17 protein-coding genes are annotated in these 18210 nt (G+C 29.7%); 12 read left to right on the top strand and 5 right to left on the bottom strand.

Annotation, left to right across the window (positions count from 1 at the left end; all coding sequences use genetic code 11):
• The first annotated feature begins 15 nt into the window (after positions 1 to 15).
• The 6 genes from OXH55_RS04505 to OXH55_RS04480 all read left to right on the top strand — a co-directional run bounded on the left by OXH55_RS04505 (position 16) and on the right by OXH55_RS04480 (position 6493).
• Positions 16 to 1116: a PTS fructose transporter subunit EIIC gene (locus OXH55_RS04505; protein ID WP_268048280.1), complete on the top strand. Its 1101-nt coding sequence runs from the start codon at positions 16 to 18 to the stop codon at positions 1114 to 1116.
• A 53-nt stretch (positions 1117 to 1169) separates the two neighbouring features.
• Positions 1170 to 1490 (top strand): PTS fructose-like transporter subunit IIB, encoded by a 321-nt coding sequence (locus OXH55_RS04500; RefSeq protein ID WP_268048278.1) that lies wholly within the window; start codon positions 1170 to 1172, stop codon positions 1488 to 1490.
• Between the two features lie 115 nt (positions 1491 to 1605).
• Positions 1606 to 2544, top strand: coding sequence for a 1-phosphofructokinase (pfkB, locus tag OXH55_RS04495; protein WP_268048276.1), 939 nt, complete (start codon positions 1606 to 1608; stop codon positions 2542 to 2544).
• 305 nt (positions 2545 to 2849) lie between these two features.
• Complete coding sequence (locus tag OXH55_RS04490; RefSeq protein WP_268048274.1) at positions 2850 to 3938, top strand: GerAB/ArcD/ProY family transporter; 1089 nt, start codon at positions 2850 to 2852, stop codon at positions 3936 to 3938.
• The gene (locus OXH55_RS04485) at positions 3919 to 5064 is read left to right on the top strand and encodes a Ger(x)C family spore germination protein (protein WP_268048272.1); all 1146 of its coding nucleotides are present in this window, start codon (positions 3919 to 3921) and stop codon (positions 5062 to 5064) included. The genes OXH55_RS04490 and OXH55_RS04485 overlap by 20 nt, the downstream gene beginning before the upstream one ends.
• Complete coding sequence (locus OXH55_RS04480) at positions 5057 to 6493, top strand: spore germination protein (RefSeq protein WP_268048271.1); 1437 nt, start codon at positions 5057 to 5059, stop codon at positions 6491 to 6493. The genes OXH55_RS04485 and OXH55_RS04480 overlap by 8 nt, the downstream gene beginning before the upstream one ends.
• 47 nt (positions 6494 to 6540) lie before the next feature.
• On the opposite strand, the gene fsa is transcribed toward OXH55_RS04480, so the two are convergent.
• From fsa to OXH55_RS04455, 5 genes are read right to left on the bottom strand one after another with little or no spacing between them, the layout of a single operon-like run.
• Entirely contained in the window at positions 6541 to 7221 is a 681-nt protein-coding gene (gene fsa, locus OXH55_RS04475) for a fructose-6-phosphate aldolase (protein ID WP_268048270.1), read from the bottom strand.
• Positions 7222 to 7266: 45 nt separating this feature from the next.
• A complete protein-coding gene (locus OXH55_RS04470) occupies positions 7267 to 8136 on the bottom strand; it encodes an SDR family oxidoreductase (protein WP_268048269.1) in 870 nt (289 codons plus the stop codon).
• Positions 8137 to 8156: 20 nt separating this feature from the next.
• Entirely contained in the window at positions 8157 to 9179 is a 1023-nt protein-coding gene (locus OXH55_RS04465; protein ID WP_268048268.1) for a Gfo/Idh/MocA family protein, read from the bottom strand.
• 23 nt (positions 9180 to 9202) lie between these two features.
• Positions 9203 to 10027, bottom strand: a complete 825-nt coding sequence (locus OXH55_RS04460; protein ID WP_268048267.1) for a [formate-C-acetyltransferase]-activating enzyme — start codon at positions 10025 to 10027, stop codon at positions 9203 to 9205.
• An 11-nt stretch (positions 10028 to 10038) separates the two neighbouring features.
• A complete protein-coding gene (locus OXH55_RS04455) occupies positions 10039 to 12339 on the bottom strand; it encodes a formate C-acetyltransferase (protein WP_268048266.1) in 2301 nt (766 codons plus the stop codon).
• Positions 12340 to 12560: 221 nt separating this feature from the next.
• Between OXH55_RS04455 and OXH55_RS04450 the strand changes: the two genes are divergently transcribed.
• The 6 genes from OXH55_RS04450 (at position 12561) to thiI (ending at position 18165) form a co-directional block, all read left to right on the top strand.
• Complete coding sequence (locus OXH55_RS04450; protein WP_268048265.1) at positions 12561 to 13469, top strand: Cof-type HAD-IIB family hydrolase; 909 nt, start codon at positions 12561 to 12563, stop codon at positions 13467 to 13469.
• Positions 13470 to 13554: 85 nt separating this feature from the next.
• Entirely contained in the window at positions 13555 to 14313 is a 759-nt protein-coding gene (locus OXH55_RS04445) for a DeoR/GlpR family DNA-binding transcription regulator (protein WP_268048263.1), read from the top strand.
• A 78-nt stretch (positions 14314 to 14391) separates the two neighbouring features.
• Complete coding sequence (locus OXH55_RS04440) at positions 14392 to 14829, top strand: RrF2 family transcriptional regulator (protein WP_268048261.1); 438 nt, start codon at positions 14392 to 14394, stop codon at positions 14827 to 14829.
• A gap of 78 nt (positions 14830 to 14907) precedes the next feature.
• Positions 14908 to 15837, top strand: coding sequence for a cysteine synthase A (gene cysK / locus OXH55_RS04435; protein WP_268048259.1), 930 nt, complete (start codon positions 14908 to 14910; stop codon positions 15835 to 15837).
• 61 nt (positions 15838 to 15898) lie between these two features.
• Complete coding sequence (locus tag OXH55_RS04430) at positions 15899 to 17023, top strand: cysteine desulfurase family protein (RefSeq protein WP_268049020.1); 1125 nt, start codon at positions 15899 to 15901, stop codon at positions 17021 to 17023.
• Positions 17020 to 18165 carry a tRNA uracil 4-sulfurtransferase ThiI gene (gene thiI / locus OXH55_RS04425; RefSeq protein ID WP_268048257.1) on the top strand — a complete coding sequence of 382 codons (1146 nt, stop codon included), beginning with the start codon at positions 17020 to 17022 and terminating at the stop codon, positions 18163 to 18165. The genes OXH55_RS04430 and thiI overlap by 4 nt, the downstream gene beginning before the upstream one ends.
• The last annotated feature ends 45 nt before the right edge of the window (positions 18166 to 18210 follow it).

The following is an 18210-nucleotide window of genomic DNA, read 5'->3' as shown; positions in this document are numbered from 1 at the left end:
AAAGGAGGAATTTTAATGGGAGAATTATTAAAAGACACTCGTAAACATCTAATGACGGGCGTTTCTTACATGATACCGTTTGTCGTTGCAGGTGGGGTATTATTAGCTTTATCAGTATTATTATCAGGTTCAGCAGCGGTACCAGCAGAAGGAACAAAATTATTAGATTTATTTAATATTGGAGCAGCAGGTTTAGGATTAATGGTTCCAATACTTGCTGGATTTATTGCATTTTCAATGGCAGATAGACCTGGTATAGCACCAGGAGCAATAGGTGGATATTTAGCAAATCAAATAGGAGCTGGATTCCTTGGTGGAATAGTTGCAGGATTATTAGCAGGTATAGTTGTTTATTACTTAAAGAAAATAAAAGTTCCATCAATAATGCGTTCTGTTATGCCTATATTTGTTATTCCACTAGTTGGTACTTTTATAGTTGGTGGATTAGTAGTTTGGGTAGTTGGAGCACCGATTGCTGGAATAATGGCAGGAATGAAAGCTTGGTTAGAAGGATTAGGAACTGGTAACTTAATAGTATTAGGAATAGTATTAGGTGGTATGATAGCATTTGATATGGGTGGTCCAATAAATAAGGTTGCTTATGGATTTGGAGCTGCTATGGTAGGTACAATAGATCCTGCTACAGGTATGGCAAGTCCAATGGCTCTTAAAATAATGGCGGCTATAGGTGTTGCTATATGTACACCTCCAATTGGAATGGGAGTTGCAACATTACTTGCACCAAAGAAATATACAGAAGAAGAAAAAGAAGCAGGAAAAGCTGGTATATTAATGGGAATGATAGGTATTACAGAAGGAGCTATACCATTTGCAGCAGCTGACCCAATAAGAGTTATACCTTCAATAATAGTTGGTTCAGCAGCAGGAGCTGTTACAGCAATGATAATGGGAGCTGGAAATCCTGCACCTTGGGGTGGATGGATAGTATTACCAGTTGCTACAGGCAAAATTGGTTATATGGTTGCCACTTTAGTAGGTGTTGCGGTTACAGCAATTATGGTAAATGTTCTTAAAAAACCAGTATCAGAACAACAAAATACAGGTAGTGAAAGTACTGACGATGATAGTGATGAATTGGATATAAGCTTTGAATAGAGTATAATTTATAGGGAAGATATTAACTATTCTAATTTGAGGAGGAAGTAGACATGAAATTTTTAGCAGTTACAGCATGCCCATCAGGCGTAGCACACACTTATATGGCAGCAGAAGCAATAGAAAATGCTGCAAAAGCAAGAGGAATAGAAATCAAAGTAGAAACTCAAGGTTCAATTGGAATTGAAAATGAAATTACAATGAATGATGTAAAAGATGCTGATGCAGTAATTTTAACAAAAGATATAGGAATAAAGGGTAAAGAAAGATTTAAAGGAAAACTTATTGTAAATGTAGGAATTAGTGATGTGGTAAAGAACTCAGACAAGCTTATAGATAAAATAGTAGCACATCTTGAAAGCAAACAAAAATAAAGTCTAATATAAAAAATAATAGCTGTTGGCATTATGTCAGCAGCTATTATTTTATATAGTTAGTAACACGCAGAAAGGAGGAATCTGCAGAAGTATTTTGCTGCAGAAAAAAAATATGATAATTACTGTGACGTTAAATCCAGCTATGGATAAGACTTTAGCTATAGATAATTTTACGTTAGGAATAGTAAATAGAGTATCTAATTTAAGATATGATATAGGTGGAAAAGGAATAAATGTATCAAAAGTATTAAAGAACTTTAATGTGAATTCAACTTGTACAGGATTTTTAGGAGGAATTTTGGAGAAAACTTTTATAGAGGAGTTAAATTCTAGAGGAATAGATACAAGATTTATTCATATAAAAGAAAATAGTAGAACAAATACAAAAATTGTTGATACTACAAAGAAAGTTTATACAGATATAAATGAAGCTGGACCTGAAATAAGTGAAAATGAGTTAAAGATGTTCTTGGATGAATTTGGGAATATGTGTAATAAGGATGATATAGTGGTTTTAGCAGGAGGGGTAAGCCCATCGGTACCTAAGGACATATATGCACAGCTTACAAAAATAGCTAAAGAAAAAGGAGCTTTTGTTATTTTAGATGCTGATGGAGAGTTATTAAAAGAAGGAATCAAAGAAAAACCAGACGTAATAAAACCTAATAATCATGAACTTGTTAGACTTTTAAATTTAGAATCTGACTCAGAGAAGGAATTAATAAAAGCTGCAAAACTACTGCAAAGTAAAGGGATAGCAAATATACTAATTTCACTTGGAGAAAAAGGAGCATTATTTATAACGGGTGAAAATATTTATCATTCAAAAGGAGTAAAGGTAGATGTGAAAAGTACAGTAGGTGCTGGAGATTCTATGGTAGCAGGTTTGGTTTATAGTAAATTAAATAACTATGAACCTAGTGAAGCTTTAAAATTTGCTGCCTCATGTGGTACTGCTGCAGTTACCTTAGAAGGTACAAAGGCCTGTACTTTAGAACAGGTTCAAGAAATGTTTAGGAAAATAGAGGTGGAAATTAAAGAGGAAGACTAGAATAATGTTGCGACGCAACATTATTCTAGTAACCAGTAGCTAGATACCAGTAACCAGTGAAGGAAGTTTTGCTAACGCAAAACCTAAATTAAAATAAAAGAAGAGTAAGAACATAGAGATTTTCTATATTCTTGCTCTTTTTTATACTTCTTTTTTACTTAATTTAACTTCTCTAATAATCTTTTTATTTTTCATTTTGGCTGGTTATAGGTCACTGAATGTTGCTTCGCAATATTCTGAAAAGTTGAATAAAGCATTAAGTTTTAACAAACCATAAAATTAAAATAAATAGGAGCAGAGTATATATGAAAGAGTATCTGACTAATATACAAATATTTTTTATATTAGTAATAAGTATAACTGTACATGACTCTATGGAATTAGCAAAAGAGGTAGCAGAAGTTGTTGGCACTGGTGGGTGGATTACAATATTATTAGGTATAGGCATATCTATTTTTTTTACCTATATAATTACCTATCTTGGCTGGAGTTTTAGGGGGAAGACACTGGATCAATATAGTAATGAAATTGTTGGAAAGAGTTTTACAAATATTTTTGTGATTATATATATAGTATATTTTTTTCTCATTGGTGCAATGCTCCCACAAATGGGTTGTGAATTTTTGAGATTAGAAATATTAGCTAAAACGCCTGTATGGGCAATGGTAATCACGTTGTTTATAGTAGTTTACTATACTACTTCTAAAGGGTTAAGAATAATTGGAAGATTATTTGAATTTTATGGTTTTATTATTGTTATATCCATGTTCTTTATGTATATAATTATGCTTAATGAAGGTAAAATGATTAATCTTCAGCCTTTAATGGGAAGTGAAGAGAGTATTGCATATATAAAGGGATTAGAAAAAGTTGTACCATATATAGGCATTCAATTATTAACGATTATTCCTTTTGAGAAGAATAATTCACAAATATTCAAATATACAATCAGTGGGATATTAATGGGTGGACTTTTATTTATATTGGCTTTTGAAGCTTGCATAGCAATATTAGGGGTAGATGATATTGTATACTACAAGGATGCATTATTTGTGGCGGTCAGGAGAGTAAATGTCCCATATCTTGAATTTTTTGAGAGGATTGACGGTATTTTTATAAGCATATGGTTTATGGCTTTGATTGCAAAAACTTGCATATATATTTATGGGGCAGTATATCTTTTAAGTAAAATATTTAAGAAAGTAGAATTTAAACGTCTTTGTTTTATTGTAATTATATTAGCAGATATTTTAGCATTAATACCAACAACTTTTGAGAGTAAACAGAAATTTTTTATGTATAGTGGATATATGTCAATATTTACAGGAGTAATTATACCGTTAATATTATTTATTACAGCAAAGGTGAAAAAATATGATAAAAAAGTTATTTAGTATAATTGGAATATTTATTTTGCTTGTAAACTTTACAGGATGTTGGGATTATCGTGATATTAATAAAAAAAATATTCTTTTAGCAGTGGGATTAGATTATACAGATAAAAAGTATCGTTTTGTTATCGAAACTGCACAAATTAGAGTACTTCAAAAGGAGGCTGTAGGTCAAAAAGAACTAACAAAGTTAACTTTGGCAGAAGGTAAAACTTATGCAGAGGCAAGAAGAGAGCTTGAACATAGAAATGCTTTTCCTGTTTTTTTAGGGACAGTAAGAGTAATAATTTTTGATAAGGATGCTGCAGAAAAAGGTATAGAAGATTATATAAACAGAATAAAAAAAATACAAGGCTATAGAAAAACAACTCTTGTTGTAGTAAGTAAACAAAAAACAGATAAGATATTAAGTGTAAAACCTAATAATGATGTAACAGCAGCTTTTATGGTAAATAATATAGTAGAGAATGTAGATAAAGTTGGATATGATATATCTAAAAGTACAGGAGATATTCTTTCAGATATAGCAATGAAAAAAATAGGATATGTTTTGCCCTATATTGAGGTGAAAGAGGGAGTTCTACATTATGCTGGAGCTGCGGTTATGAAAGATTCAAAAATGATTGGAATGCTAGATGCGGATGATAAGGCTTTTAGAGGGTTATCTTATATTTTAGCAGAACATCCTAAGGCTATAAATGTAGTTTCTCATCCAGAGGATGAGAAAGATTTACTTTATTTTGATACAAAGGCGAAGAAATCCATAAAGACAGATTATAAAGATGGAAAAATAATTATAGATGTTAATTTGAAGGCTAGTTCAAAGATAAAGTTTCAATACTATGTAAAGCCACCAATTACTGATAAAGTGAAATTTGAATTAGAACAAGCGATAAGTGATGATATTAAGAATGAGATAGAAATTGCAATAAAGAGATCTCAAGATGAATTTAAGATTGATATAATGAATTTTGCAAAATATTTCCGAGCTCAAAATCCTAAAATTTACAAGAAAATAGATTGGATTAAGGAATATCCATTAGCTCAGATTAATGTCAAGGTAGATACTAAAATAAATAACTTAGGAACTACTGATTCAAAGGCTAAGGGGGTATTTGAAGGTGAATAGCAGCAAAGAAAGCAAATTCTTAAATAAAATATTGGAAATACAGCAAGGCAATATGGGAATAACTATAAGAAAATTGAGTGTTTGTAATACAGAGGTATATATACTTTATATTGGGCAGATTAGTGATAGGCAAATGATATCTGAAAGTATTATTAAACCTATATTACAGTATAGAGATGAGCAAAAACTCAGTATTGATAAAATAGTTGATTCTATAATTTATATAGATGATTTATCCATAGATTATGATGAAAATAAGATAATAGAATATATTTTAGAGGGAAAATCTATTATATTAATAAACAGTGATGAAAAATACATTGTAGCTAATACAGTTAAGATTCAAAAAAGAAATCCAGAAAAACCTGAAATAGCATTTACTTTAAAAGGACCAATGGATTCTTTTACAGAAAACTTAGATACTAATATTTCATTAATACGGTATAGAATAAAAGATCCTAATCTTAGGATAGATAGCTTAACAGTTGGAAAAAGAACTAGAACCAAAGTAGCAGTAATTTATATAAAGGATATAGCAAATCCAAGATATGTTTCTGAAACTAAAGAGAGAATAAATAATATAAGCATAGATGGAATTTTTGAATCAGGATATATTCAGAAATATTTATTAAACAATGATTTTGATTTATTTCCTCAAGCTGGAATTGTTGAAAGATCTGATATGGCTTGTGCGGATATATTGGAGGGAAAAATAATTTTAATAGTTGAGGGTGGAAATCTTGCTTTATCTGTACCTAAATTAATTGTAGATTTTTTAGATTCTGGTGATGATCATTATGATGATTTGCATAGTGCAATATTGGCAAAAATTATTAGAGCTGTATCACTTGCTATAAGTCTAACACTATCTTCTTTATATGTTGTTGTTGTTGGATTCCATAGTGATATTCTTCCAACAGGATATACTATTGCATTAGCATCAGCTAGATCAGCTGTACCTATAAATTCAGTGTTAGAAGCAGTTTCTATGGAATTTACATCGGAAATATTAAGAGAAGCAAGCATAAGACTTCCAACCCATATAGGACCTGCTTTTGGTATTGTAGGAACTTTAGTAATAGGTCAAGCAGCAGTAGCGGCAGGAATTGTAAGTCCTCTTATGGTAATAATAGTTGGTTTATCCACTATATGTTCCTTTGGAGTTTCTGATCACACTATAATGAATCCAATAAGAATTTTAAAATTTATGATGATTTGTTTAACTGGAATTTTTGGACTTTTCGGTTTTGTTATAGGGTATACTCTTATTGTAGTGAATGTGATTTCTACGACAAGCTTGGGGGATGCTTATGGTGCTCCTGTTGCTCCATTCAATTTCAAAGATTTAAAAAATTTTATGTTAAGTTCTATAAATATATCTAAAGAAAGACCACATTCTTTAAATCCAAAAGATAAAAAAAGGAAATAAATAAGAAAAGGCGACATAAATTATAGGAAATTTATGTCGCACTTTTTCTATTCTACATCAAGAGTTATTTTACCTTCTCCATATACATTTTCCCAATCTTTAATAAATTGGTCTACACTCCAATCAGTTAAAGGATGTTCAAGCATTTTATCCATTATTTCAGGATTTACAGTTACTGATTCAGCTCCTGTAAGTGAAACTTCATGTACTTGTTGAACATTTTTGAAGGAAGCTGCTAATACTTTAGCATCTATATTATGCAGTTCAAATAATTGAACAATTTCTTCTACTACTCTAATACCATTACCACTTATGTTATCTATTCTGTTAACATAAGGTGCTACAAAATCTGCTCCTGCAACTGCTGCCATAAGAGCTTGTTGTGCTGTGAAAATTGCTGTAGCTGTTATTTTTATTCCTTTCTTCTTAAGAATTTTCATTGCTTTTATTCCTTCAGGTATAACAGGAATTTTGATATATAAGTTACCACCAATAGTTTCAGTTAAGTATTCTGCTTCTTTTACCATACCTTCGGCAGTTGTGCTTACTGCTTGAACGTGAAGCATAGAATCTTCGCCAACTATTTCTCTAATGTTTTTTAGAATAGATAGAAAACTTCTGTTTTCTTTTGATATGATTGTTGGATTTGTAGTAACTCCACTCATTGGGTATAAATCATAAGCCTTTTTAATAGCGTCTAAGTTTGCAGTATCTAATATATATAACATATTTATCATCCTTTCTTTGTTTTATTTAGATTAATATTATAATTTTTATTGAAAGTTGAGATTATAATCTCTTATACATTTTTTTATAGCATCTTCTGTATTAGAAAATTTTAATCCAGCTTTTGTAGCTTTTTCAGTATTAAGACGAATATCTCTTGGATGTTCTTTATATTTTTCAGTATCTTTTTGAAGAAGTTTATCTAATCTATGCTCTTGTCCCATTTTAGTTAAAATAAGTTTTACTATATCGTAACGGCTTAAATTATTTTTACTCCCAATGTGATAAGTTCCATAAGGCATAGAGAATACGTTCTCAAAGTTTTCTAGAACTTCTTGAACATAGGTCATTCCTCTGTATTCGTTGACAGGAGCTTTTACTTTTTCATCCTTTAGCATAGAAGATATTGTATTCCACAGTATATTAGAATTTATGTTGAGGTTTCTTTCAGGAAAACCAAATAACCAAGTGAATCTTAATATCCATAATTCATCTAATATTTCTTTTAGTAATCCTTCAGCTTCAAGTTTATTCTGTCCATATACAGTGTCAGGAATGGGAGTATCTTCTTCGGTATAAGGACCACTTTCGCTGTTTCCGTTAAATACTTGTTCTGAACTTATAAATACTAGTTTAGCACCAACTTCTTTACAAGCTTTTGCTACATAAACGGAACCTTTTACATTTATATCATGAGCTAATTTAGGATGTTCGTTGCAAAAGTCTGTTACTGCAATAGCAGCTGCATGAATAACATAATCAGGATTGAATTCTTTTATAGTTGACATTACTTTCAACTCATTTGTTACATCTAACTGTTGTTTATCTAAAGAAAGAATTTCATACTTATCTTTATATTCTTTTACAAATCTTGAACAGAAAAATCCGTTTCCACCTGTTAATAGTATTTTTTTCATACTTATTACCTTCTTTTAATTTATTTTATCCATTTTTCACTATTTATTGAATCTATAAATTCAGCTCCAATACTATCAGTGTTTTTATCATACACTTTGTTTGTAAAATCAATTAATGAGGCTGTATGACAATCTTGGAAAAATCCAAGAGAATCTCTTTCATTGGGATAATACTTTAGTATGTCACTACCTAGTGTTGCTGATTTTATTTGTGTGCAATTAGTAGTATAGTTATATATTTCTATAGTATAAGGAGAAGCAGAACTCATTTTAATGCTGCCGTTAGTTCCATAAATAATATAAGTTGTTAGATCTTCTCTTTCGGCAAATATTCTTGATACCTCAAGACTACCATTTATACCATTTTCAAGAGAAAGTCTAACATCAGCTATTTCATCAACTTCTGTTCTTTCTTTAAAGAAAATACTTTTGTGAATATCAGCTTTTTCAATATTACCTAAAGTAAAATTTATTATATCTAAAAGATGTACACCTAAATCTAGTAAAGCTCCGCCACCAGCCTCTTTCCTAGTTCGCCATGTTTTACTTTTATTTGGATTTAAATAGCTTTTATGATATAGCTTAATTTTAAAATCGATAATATCTCCTATAGTCTTATTTTCTATTTCATTTTTTATCATTCTTATGGCTGGCATGAATCTGTATATAAGAGCTACAGAATTAATAAGATTTTTCTCACTAACAAGTCTAGTCATTTCTAGAGAATTTTCGTATTTAGATGAAAGGGGTTTTTCACAATATACTGGTTTATTGTATTCTACAACCTTATTTAATATTTTAAAATGTGAAGAATTCGGAGTACATATATCTACAAAAGATATATCTGGATTCTTTAAAACTTCTTCTACATTTTGTACATTTTCTACGCCTAGTAAATTAAGATTAATAGGTCTTCTAGTAACTATATGAGTTAAATTCAAGCTGTATGGTAAATTGAATTTTAAGTTAGCAATATTTGCTGCAAGAGCATGAGTTTTAGCGATTCCACCAAATCCTATTATGGCAAAATTAATTTTTTTCATATAATCACCTCTGGTTAGTATTTTTATAACCCACCAATTATAACTTTAAGTCCTTGTTGTTCCATGAGTGTTTTTATTTTTTCTACTTCTTCATTGGAAGCGGGCGATACATCCTTAAGAAGATATTGTTTATCTAAAAATTCATATTTATTACTTCCATATTGATGAAAGGGTAAGATATGAATTTCGTCTAAACCTAATTCATTAACAAAATTAATAATTTGATTTATATTATTATTGTCAAGGGTATAGTTTGGTATTAAGGGAACTCTTGGTATAACTTTTTTTCCCATAGAAACTAAAGTCTTTAAATTATTTTTTATAAGATGCATATGTGCACCTAATATTTCTTCACTTTTAGTTTCATCCATTATTTTCAGGTCAAATAAAATTAAATCTAAGTAATTAGCTAATGCTTTTATACCTTTCGTATTACCTTGCCCGCAAGTTTCTAAGGCTGTATTAATGCCTAATTCTTTTAAAGATTTTAATAGTTCAAGAGCAAAAGAGGGTTGAGATAAAACTTCACCACCAGATAGAGTAACACCACCACCAGATGTGGTATAAAATATAGAATCCTTTACTACTTCTTTAATGATTTCTTCTACACTCATAAATCTTCCAAATTCAGTAATAGCACCAGAAGGACATTCTTCAATACTATTAGAACATTCGCTGCAGTGAATACATTTATTTTTAATTTTTACTTTTTCTATTTCAAAACTTTGAGATTCGGGATTACTGCACCAAGGGCAATGGAGAGGACAGCCTTTGAAAAATACAATTGTTCTAATACCTCCACCATCATGTATAGAATATCTTTGTATATTAAAAATTAAGCCATTCATTTTATCACATCCTATAAATTGTGTTCTGTTCTTGCTATTATGTCATCTTGAATTTCTTTACTTAATTCAACAAAGAAAGCACTATATCCAGCTACTCTGACTACTAATCCTTTATAATTTTCAGGATGCTTTTGAGCATCTCTTAAGGTTTCAACAGAAACTACATTAAATTGAATATGCTGTATTTTAAGTTTCATAAAGGCTAAAAGATAGTTAGCCATTTTATTTATTCCTTCAATACCTTCAAGGGCTTTAGGACTAAATTTTACATTTAGTAAGCTGCCGTTAGTAGTTAAGTAATTATCAAGTTTACTAACACTTTTCAAAACAGCAGTAGGACCTAACATATCTTTACCAACCATAGGTGATAAGCCGCCATCGGCTAATTGATCACCATTTTTTCTACCATCAGCAGTAGCACCTACAGCTTCACCAAGAGGTATATGAGCAGAAACAGTATAAGCTCCAGGGGTAAAAATTCCATGTCTAGCATTTATATATTTTTCAACAGCTTTTGCGTAATATCTAAGAATATCAGAGCCTATATTATCTACTTCATCATTATCATTACCATATTTATCATATTTGTTTATCAATCTTACTCTTAATTTTTCGTATTCTTTTCCTTCAAAATTATTATCTAAGGCATTTATAAGTTCAGAAAAAGTTATTCTTTTTTCTTCAAAAACTATTTTTTTTAGGGCATATAGTGAATCACTCAAGTTAGCAATTCCAATGCCTTGTACTCCTGAAAAGTTATATCTAGCTCCACCGCTTGTTATACCTTTACCATTTTCTAAGCAGTCATCAATAAAGCAAGAAAGGAATGGTACAGGTGCAAACTCTTTATGCCCAATATCAACAATGTTAGAACCATCTATCATTAGTGATACATATTTATCTATATTTTCTTTTATTTTTTCTATTATTAAACTAAAATTAATATTTTCATGGTGTTGATTTTCTTTTAAGGTTATTTCCATGAGTTTTAATAAATTGAATAAAGCTATGTCATGAAGACCATATGTTTTACCAGGAAGTGAAAGTTCAACACATCCAACAACAGAATAATCTCTAGCATCTTCAAGAGAAACTCCTCTATTTAAAAATCCAGGGACTACTACTTCATCATTAAATATTTGAGGAACTCCAGTACCAAGTCTTATTGTTTCTACAGTTTTATTTAAGAACGGGCGTTCTATTAGTTCATTAAGTCTAACCCCTATATTAGGTTGAGGAAGGCGAATATCTTGATAGGTATCAAGTACAAGATAAGATAATTCATTAACTGAAGAACGACCATTATCTGTAAAACCTCCTAATGTTATAGTATACCCAGTAGGGAAGCCAGCAAAATATTTAGCGCTATTTGCACTTCTAATTAATACTACGTCATTTGCTTTTAGCCATAAGCATTCTAAAACTTCTCTAAGTTTTTCATGAGATACACCATTGTCTATATCATGTTTGTAGAACGGATACATATACTTATCAAAACGTCCTAGGGATAAAGAACTAGCATTTGATTCATACTGAGCTATAACACTTATATACCAAAGCAATTGGCAAGCTTCATGAAAACTATCAGGTTTTTCGCTTGAAATCTTTTTTGATATTCTTGATATTTCTAAAAGTTCATTTTTTCTTACTTTATCTTGTTCTTTATCAGCCATTTCTTTAGCTAGATGAGCATATCTAAGAATGTGTTTTTGTGAGGCTTTAAGTACAAGGAATGAAGCTTTATAGAAATTATTAGTAATATCTTTCTGGGATAAGTTTTCTACTTCAGCAATTATTTTTGAAAGACCTTTTTTTAGTATTCTATCAAATTGCATTATAATATGGCCTTGCCCTTTATCTGTTTGGTTTAATTTAAAAATTTTTGATGAAATTGGCTCTTTTACTTCATCTGTTAACTTGCTATTTATAAAATCCTTAAGAGATTTTCCTTTCCAATAAGGATAAAGTTCTTCTCGGTATAATTTTTTATCTTCTTCAGATATATAAAATGGGTCTTGTGGTCTAGTTTCAATGGTATCTAGTTCATTATATATCCAATATGGATCCATTTCAGGCGAAATAATACCACTTCTTGGTTTTATAGTTCTATTTCCAGCAATAAGTTCACCAGTTCTTATAGATATTTTTACATTTTGCAATATATATGCAGTAGCTCTAGCTCGTCTTATAATATTTGGTTCACCATCAGTAGTTTTATAACTTTCTGTATATAATAAAGCTCTTTCAAGGGAAACTTCTCGTTTGTTTTCAAAAAGTTGATTTTTTAGTTTTCTTATTCTGTCAGTAATCATTTATATCCCTCCTTTATTGTTTTGTATTATTTTATATTATTGTTTATTACTTATTCTTATTGTATAATTAAAATAAGAATAATTCAATATGTAAATGTACTAATTTTTAAAAAACTTAAAATTTTCACGACAATGAGATACAATAAGAAATAGTATTATTAGAATTAATATGATACATTAAAGTAATAAAAGTAAGTTCTTTACCATAGGAGGAAATTATTATGTATAAATTATTAGCATTAGATATGGATGGTACACTTTTAGATAACAATCAAAAAATTTCTAAGGAGAATATTGAAGCGATTCAAAAAGCTAAGGAACTTGGAGTTAAGGTAGTATTAACTACAGGGCGTGCAATAGGAGGAATTGAAGAATATTTAAAAGAATTAGATTTGATAAGTGAGGATAATTATTCTGTTACATGCAGTGGTGCATTGATACTAAATAACACTAAGAAAGAAATAATTGAGTGTAATAATATAAGCCATGATGAATTTAAGTTCACATTTAATTTGGCAGAAGAGCTTAATATAACTTTAAACATATATTCTAATGATGGTATATTAGTACCGTCCCACAGTATTTTTAGTCATTTTGATTCTGTAGCAAATAATCTTCCTTTAAAAATTGCTGATTTTAATTCATTAGATGAAGAAACTGTAATAAATAAAATTACTTTAATTAATGAAGATTTAAGTATAGCTGAACAATTGAGCACATTCTTCCCAAGTATTTGTTTGAAGGATATTCACATAAACGCTAATCAAAAATTTGATAAAGATTTATTTGAAGATGTATCCAATTTACCTATAGAACTTTTGGAGAATTTCACAATACTTAAAACATCACCTTATACATTGGAAGTATTAAACAAGAATTGTAATAAGGGAACAGGTGTAAAAAGAATGGCTGAGGAGCTTGGTATAAAACAAGAGGAAATAATCTGTATTGGTGATTCTGGAAATGATAAACATATGATTGAATATGCTGGTTTAGGAGTTGCCATGGGTAATGCATTTACTGAAATTAAAGAAATTGCTGATTATGTTACTTATACCAATGAAGAAAATGGAGTTGCTCATATTATTCAAAAATTTATCTTAAATGAACAATTAGGAATGGCAGATTAAGTTATTAATTTTATGATATATTATATATGTTGAATTTTAAAAATTAAAATTTAACATATAATTTTGAGATGAGGTGGAGATATTTTTGTTTGCACATGAAAGAATAGAGCAGATTATAAATTTTTTAAATAAAGAAGGTAAGGTAGTTGTAAAAGAGTTAAGTAGTAAGTTTAATGTTTCAGAGGATTGTATTAGAAAGGATTTAAAGAGTTTAGAAAAGCAGGGGATATTAAAGAGAACTTATGGAGGAGCAGTACTCACAAGAAAGACAGCTCACTATAATGATATAGCTAATAGAAAGAATGTACACATAGAAGCTAAGAAAAAAATAGCACAGAAGGCTTTTGATCTTATAGAAGACAGGGAAACTATTTTTCTTGATATATCAACTACAAATATATTATTAGCAGAACTAATTTCAAAGAGCAATAAAAATATTACTATTGTGACAAATATGATAGATATTATTAAATGTTTTTCAAATAATAATGTAAAGGTAATAGGGATTGGAGGAATATTTAGTAAAGAGTTAGAAGGATTTGTAGGTTCTGCGGCTATAGAAAGTATAGCTAAGTATAAAGTGGATAAAGCTTTTGTTGGAAGTTGTGGAGTGAATATTTTTGATAGAAGTATTACAACTTTTGACGTAGAAGATGGTAATACTAAAAAAGCAATTATTAATTCTGGTAAAAAGGTATATTTAGTTATGGAAAGTAAAAAATTCTATTTCGATGGTACATATAAATTTGCTGATATATATGATATAAATGCTGTAATTTCAGATGAGCAACCTAATGATGATATCTGCAATATATTAAAAGAAGCTGATGTGGATATAATATAGATATACAGTTGACAAAAGAGAGTTATAGAATTATAATCATAGTAAATCAGTAGGAATTGTAGGATAAGGAGGCTTAGTATGAAGATTTCCACTAAAGGAAGATATGGATTAAGGGCCATGATAGACCTTGCTGTACATGCTAGTGGGGAAGAACCTATTACTTTAAAGAGTATAGCGGAAAGACAAAATCTATCTGAAAGATACCTTGAGCAAATATTTTCGGCTTTAAAGAAAAATGCATTAGTAAATAGCATAAAAGGGCCTCAAGGAGGATATGTAATTTCAAAAGGTATGCACCAAATATCAGTAGGAAATATATTAAGAGCGCTTGAAGGAAATTTGCATATAGTAACTTCAGAAGATATGGTAAATGATAAAATAGAAGAATGTATAAAAAATAATGTATGGAATAGAATAAATGAAAGTATTGATAAAATAGTAGATTGTATTACTTTAGAGGATTTAGTTTTTGAGTATAATAAATCTATTTCAGAAGGATATATGTATTACATATAATTCTTATAATTTTTTTAACTATAATTCCTATTAAAACGATAGGAATTATATAAATATAATTTTAAGGGGGAATTAAAAATGAGAATAGCAAAAAATTTAACTGAATTAATAGGAAATACTCCTTTAGTGGAGTTGGGTAATTATAAGAAGAATAATGGATTAAATGCAAATTTAATTGCAAAAGTAGAATACTTTAATCCAGCAGGTAGTGTTAAAGATAGAGTAGGATTTGCAATGTTAGAAGAAGCTGAAAAAAAGGGAATAATAAACAAAGATACTGTAATCATAGAGCCTACAAGTGGTAATACTGGAGTTGGCTTAGCTTTAGCAGCTGCAGTAAAAGGATATAAATTATTAATAACAATGCCAGAATCCATGAGTGTAGAGAGAAGAAAGATGTTAAAAGTATATGGTGCAGAACTAGTTTTGACACCTGCTGCTGAAGGTATGAAAGGAGCAATTGAAAAGGCTGAAGAATTAAATAAAGAAATAGAAAATTCATTTATCCCTCAGCAATTTGAAAATTCTGCAAATGCAGATGCTCATGAGAAGACAACTGCAGAAGAAATTTGGAGAGATACAGATGGGAAAGTAGATATTTTTGTTGCAGGAGTAGGGACTGGTGGAACTATAACAGGGGTTGGAAGAGGATTAAAAAAGAAGAACCCAAATATAAAAATTGTAGCTATTGAGCCAGAAACGTCAGCTGTATTATCTGGAGAAAAAGCAGGTCCGCATAAAATTCAAGGAATAGGTGCAGGATTTATACCCGGTGTTTTAGATACTAATATAATAGATGAAATAGTTAAAGTGAGTAATGATGATTCTTATGAAGTAGCTAGAGAAATAGCTAAAGTAGAAGGTCTTTTAGTTGGAATTTCTTCTGGTGCAGCACTTTATGCAGCAAAGGAAATTGCAAAGAAAGAAGAAAATAAAGATAAGAATATAGTTGTATTGTTGCCTGATACAGGATCAAGATATTTATCAACTGATTTATTTGAAGAATAAAAGGGAATAATAAATGTGGTAGGAAGGAGTGGTTTAAGTGAAAGATAAACTTGAAGTATATATGGATAATAGTGCTACTACAAAACCTTATGATGAAGTTATAGATATTATGGCGGAGACTATGAGAAATTATTACGGAAATCCTTCTTCCTCCCATATTCAAGGTTTGAAAGGTGAAAAAAAGATAAATGAATGCAGGGAAATAGTAGCTAATACGTTGAACTGCAGTAAAGAGGAAATAATTTTTACTTCAGGAGGAAGTGAAAGTAATAATTTTTTAATTAGAGGATTTGTAAAGTCAGGAGTTCATATAATAACTTCTAAAATAGAGCATCCAAGTGTTTTAAATACATTTACTCAACTTGAAAAAGAAGGAGTTAAGGTAACTTATTTAGATACAAATGATAAAGGTAAAATAAATTTAGAAGAATTAGCTAATAATATAAATAAAGATACTGTATTAGTAAGTATTATGTGTGTAAATAATGAGATTGGAACTATACAAGATATAGAGACTATTGAAAAAATAATAAAAGAAAAAAGTACTAGAGCAAAATTTCATGTGGATGCAGTACAAAGTTATGGAAAGCTAAAAATAGATGTTAAAAGAGCTAATATAGATTTATTATCTGCTAGTGGTCATAAAATACATGGTCCTAATGGAGTTGGGATTGCCTACGTAAAAAAAGGGCTTAATCCTAAGCCTTTAATATATGGTGGCTCTCAAGAAAGAAATTTAAGGGCAGGTACAGAGAATTTAGCGGCTATTGCTGGATTTTCTTATGCAGCAGAAAGAATTAATAAAGGATTAGAAGAACATTTTAATAAAGTAAAAGAGATAAAAGATTATTTTATTAGTAAACTTAAGGAATTGGATAAAATAAAAATAAATAGTGAAGGTGATGATTTTTCACCTTATATTTTAAGTGTATCATTTAAAGGTATTAGAGGAGAAGTGTTACTTCATATGCTTGAAGATAAAGGCATATATGTATCAACAGGGTCTGCCTGTTCATCAAGACAGTATAAAGAAAGTACTACATTAAAAAGTATAGGGTTAAGTTCAGAAGAAATTGAAGGAACGATAAGGTTCAGTTTTAATTATGAAAATTCTAAAGAAGAAGTGGATTATGTAATAGAAAACTTGAAGCAAGCATTAAATTTTTTAAGGAGAATAAAAAAATGAGAAAATTGATTCTTATAAAATATGCTTCAGAAATATTTTTAAAAGGATTAAATAAAAATAAATTTGAAAAAAAGTTGCAAGATAATATAAAAAGTGCACTTTCAGATATAGATTATGAATTTGTTAAGGATCAAGGTAGATGGTTTTTATATTCAAATAAAGTTGAAGAGATTATAGAAAGAGTAAAAAAAGTTTTTGGAATATCAGAAATATGTTTAGTAACAGAAGTAGAAGCAGATTTAGATAAAATAAAAGAGCAAGCGTTAATTGAAATGAAAGAAAGTAATGTAAGAACTTTTAAGGTTGAAACTAAGAGAGCTAATAAATCTTTTGATATGAAGTCTATGGAGATAAGTAGAGACGTAGGAGCTTATATTTTAAAGAATATTGAAGGTATAACAGTAGATGTTAAAAATCCTCAATGTGTTATAAATGTTGAAATAAGAGGAAAAGCATATATTTATTCGAAAAAAGTAAAAGCAGTAGGTGGAATGCCTTATAAAACTAATGGAAAGACTTTACTCATGTTATCAGGAGGGATAGATTCTCCTGTAGCTGGATATATGATGGCTAGAAGAGGAGTAGAGTTAAATTGTGTTTATTATCACAGTCATCCTTATACAAGTGAAAGAGCAAAAGATAAAGTAAAAGATCTTGCTAAGATACTAAAAGGGTATATTGGAACTATAGATTTATATATAGTTCCTTTTACCGATATCCAAATGGAGATAATAAATAAATGTAGAGAAGATGAATTAACTATCATAATGAGAAGATTTATGATGAGAGTAGCGTGTCAGATAGCCGGGAATAAAGAGATACATTCTGTAGCTACTGGAGAAAGTATAGGGCAGGTTGCTAGTCAAACTATGGAAGGGTTAGTTGTAAGTGATGATGTGTCAGATAGACCAGTATTTAGACCATTAATCAGTATGGATAAAGAAGACATAATGGATATAGCAAGGAAAATAGGAACTTATGAGACTTCAATTCTACCCTATGAGGATTGCTGTACTATTTTTGTTCCAAAACATCCTAAAACCAAACCTAGACTGGATAGCATAAGAAAATCAGAAAGTGTTTTGGAAATTGACAAACTAGTACAAGAAGCTATAGATAATACTGAACTTATTAAGCTTTAGTATAGAAAGTTACCAATTAAAGAAAGGAGAGAAAAAAAGGCTGCA

It is taken from the genome of Clostridium ganghwense, from assembly GCF_026735165.1.
In the GTDB taxonomy this organism is placed as follows: Bacteria; Bacillota; Clostridia; order Clostridiales; family Clostridiaceae; genus Clostridium_H; species Clostridium_H ganghwense.
Note: the sequence above shows the minus strand (reverse complement) of the source record. Positions and strands in the feature narration are given on the sequence as shown.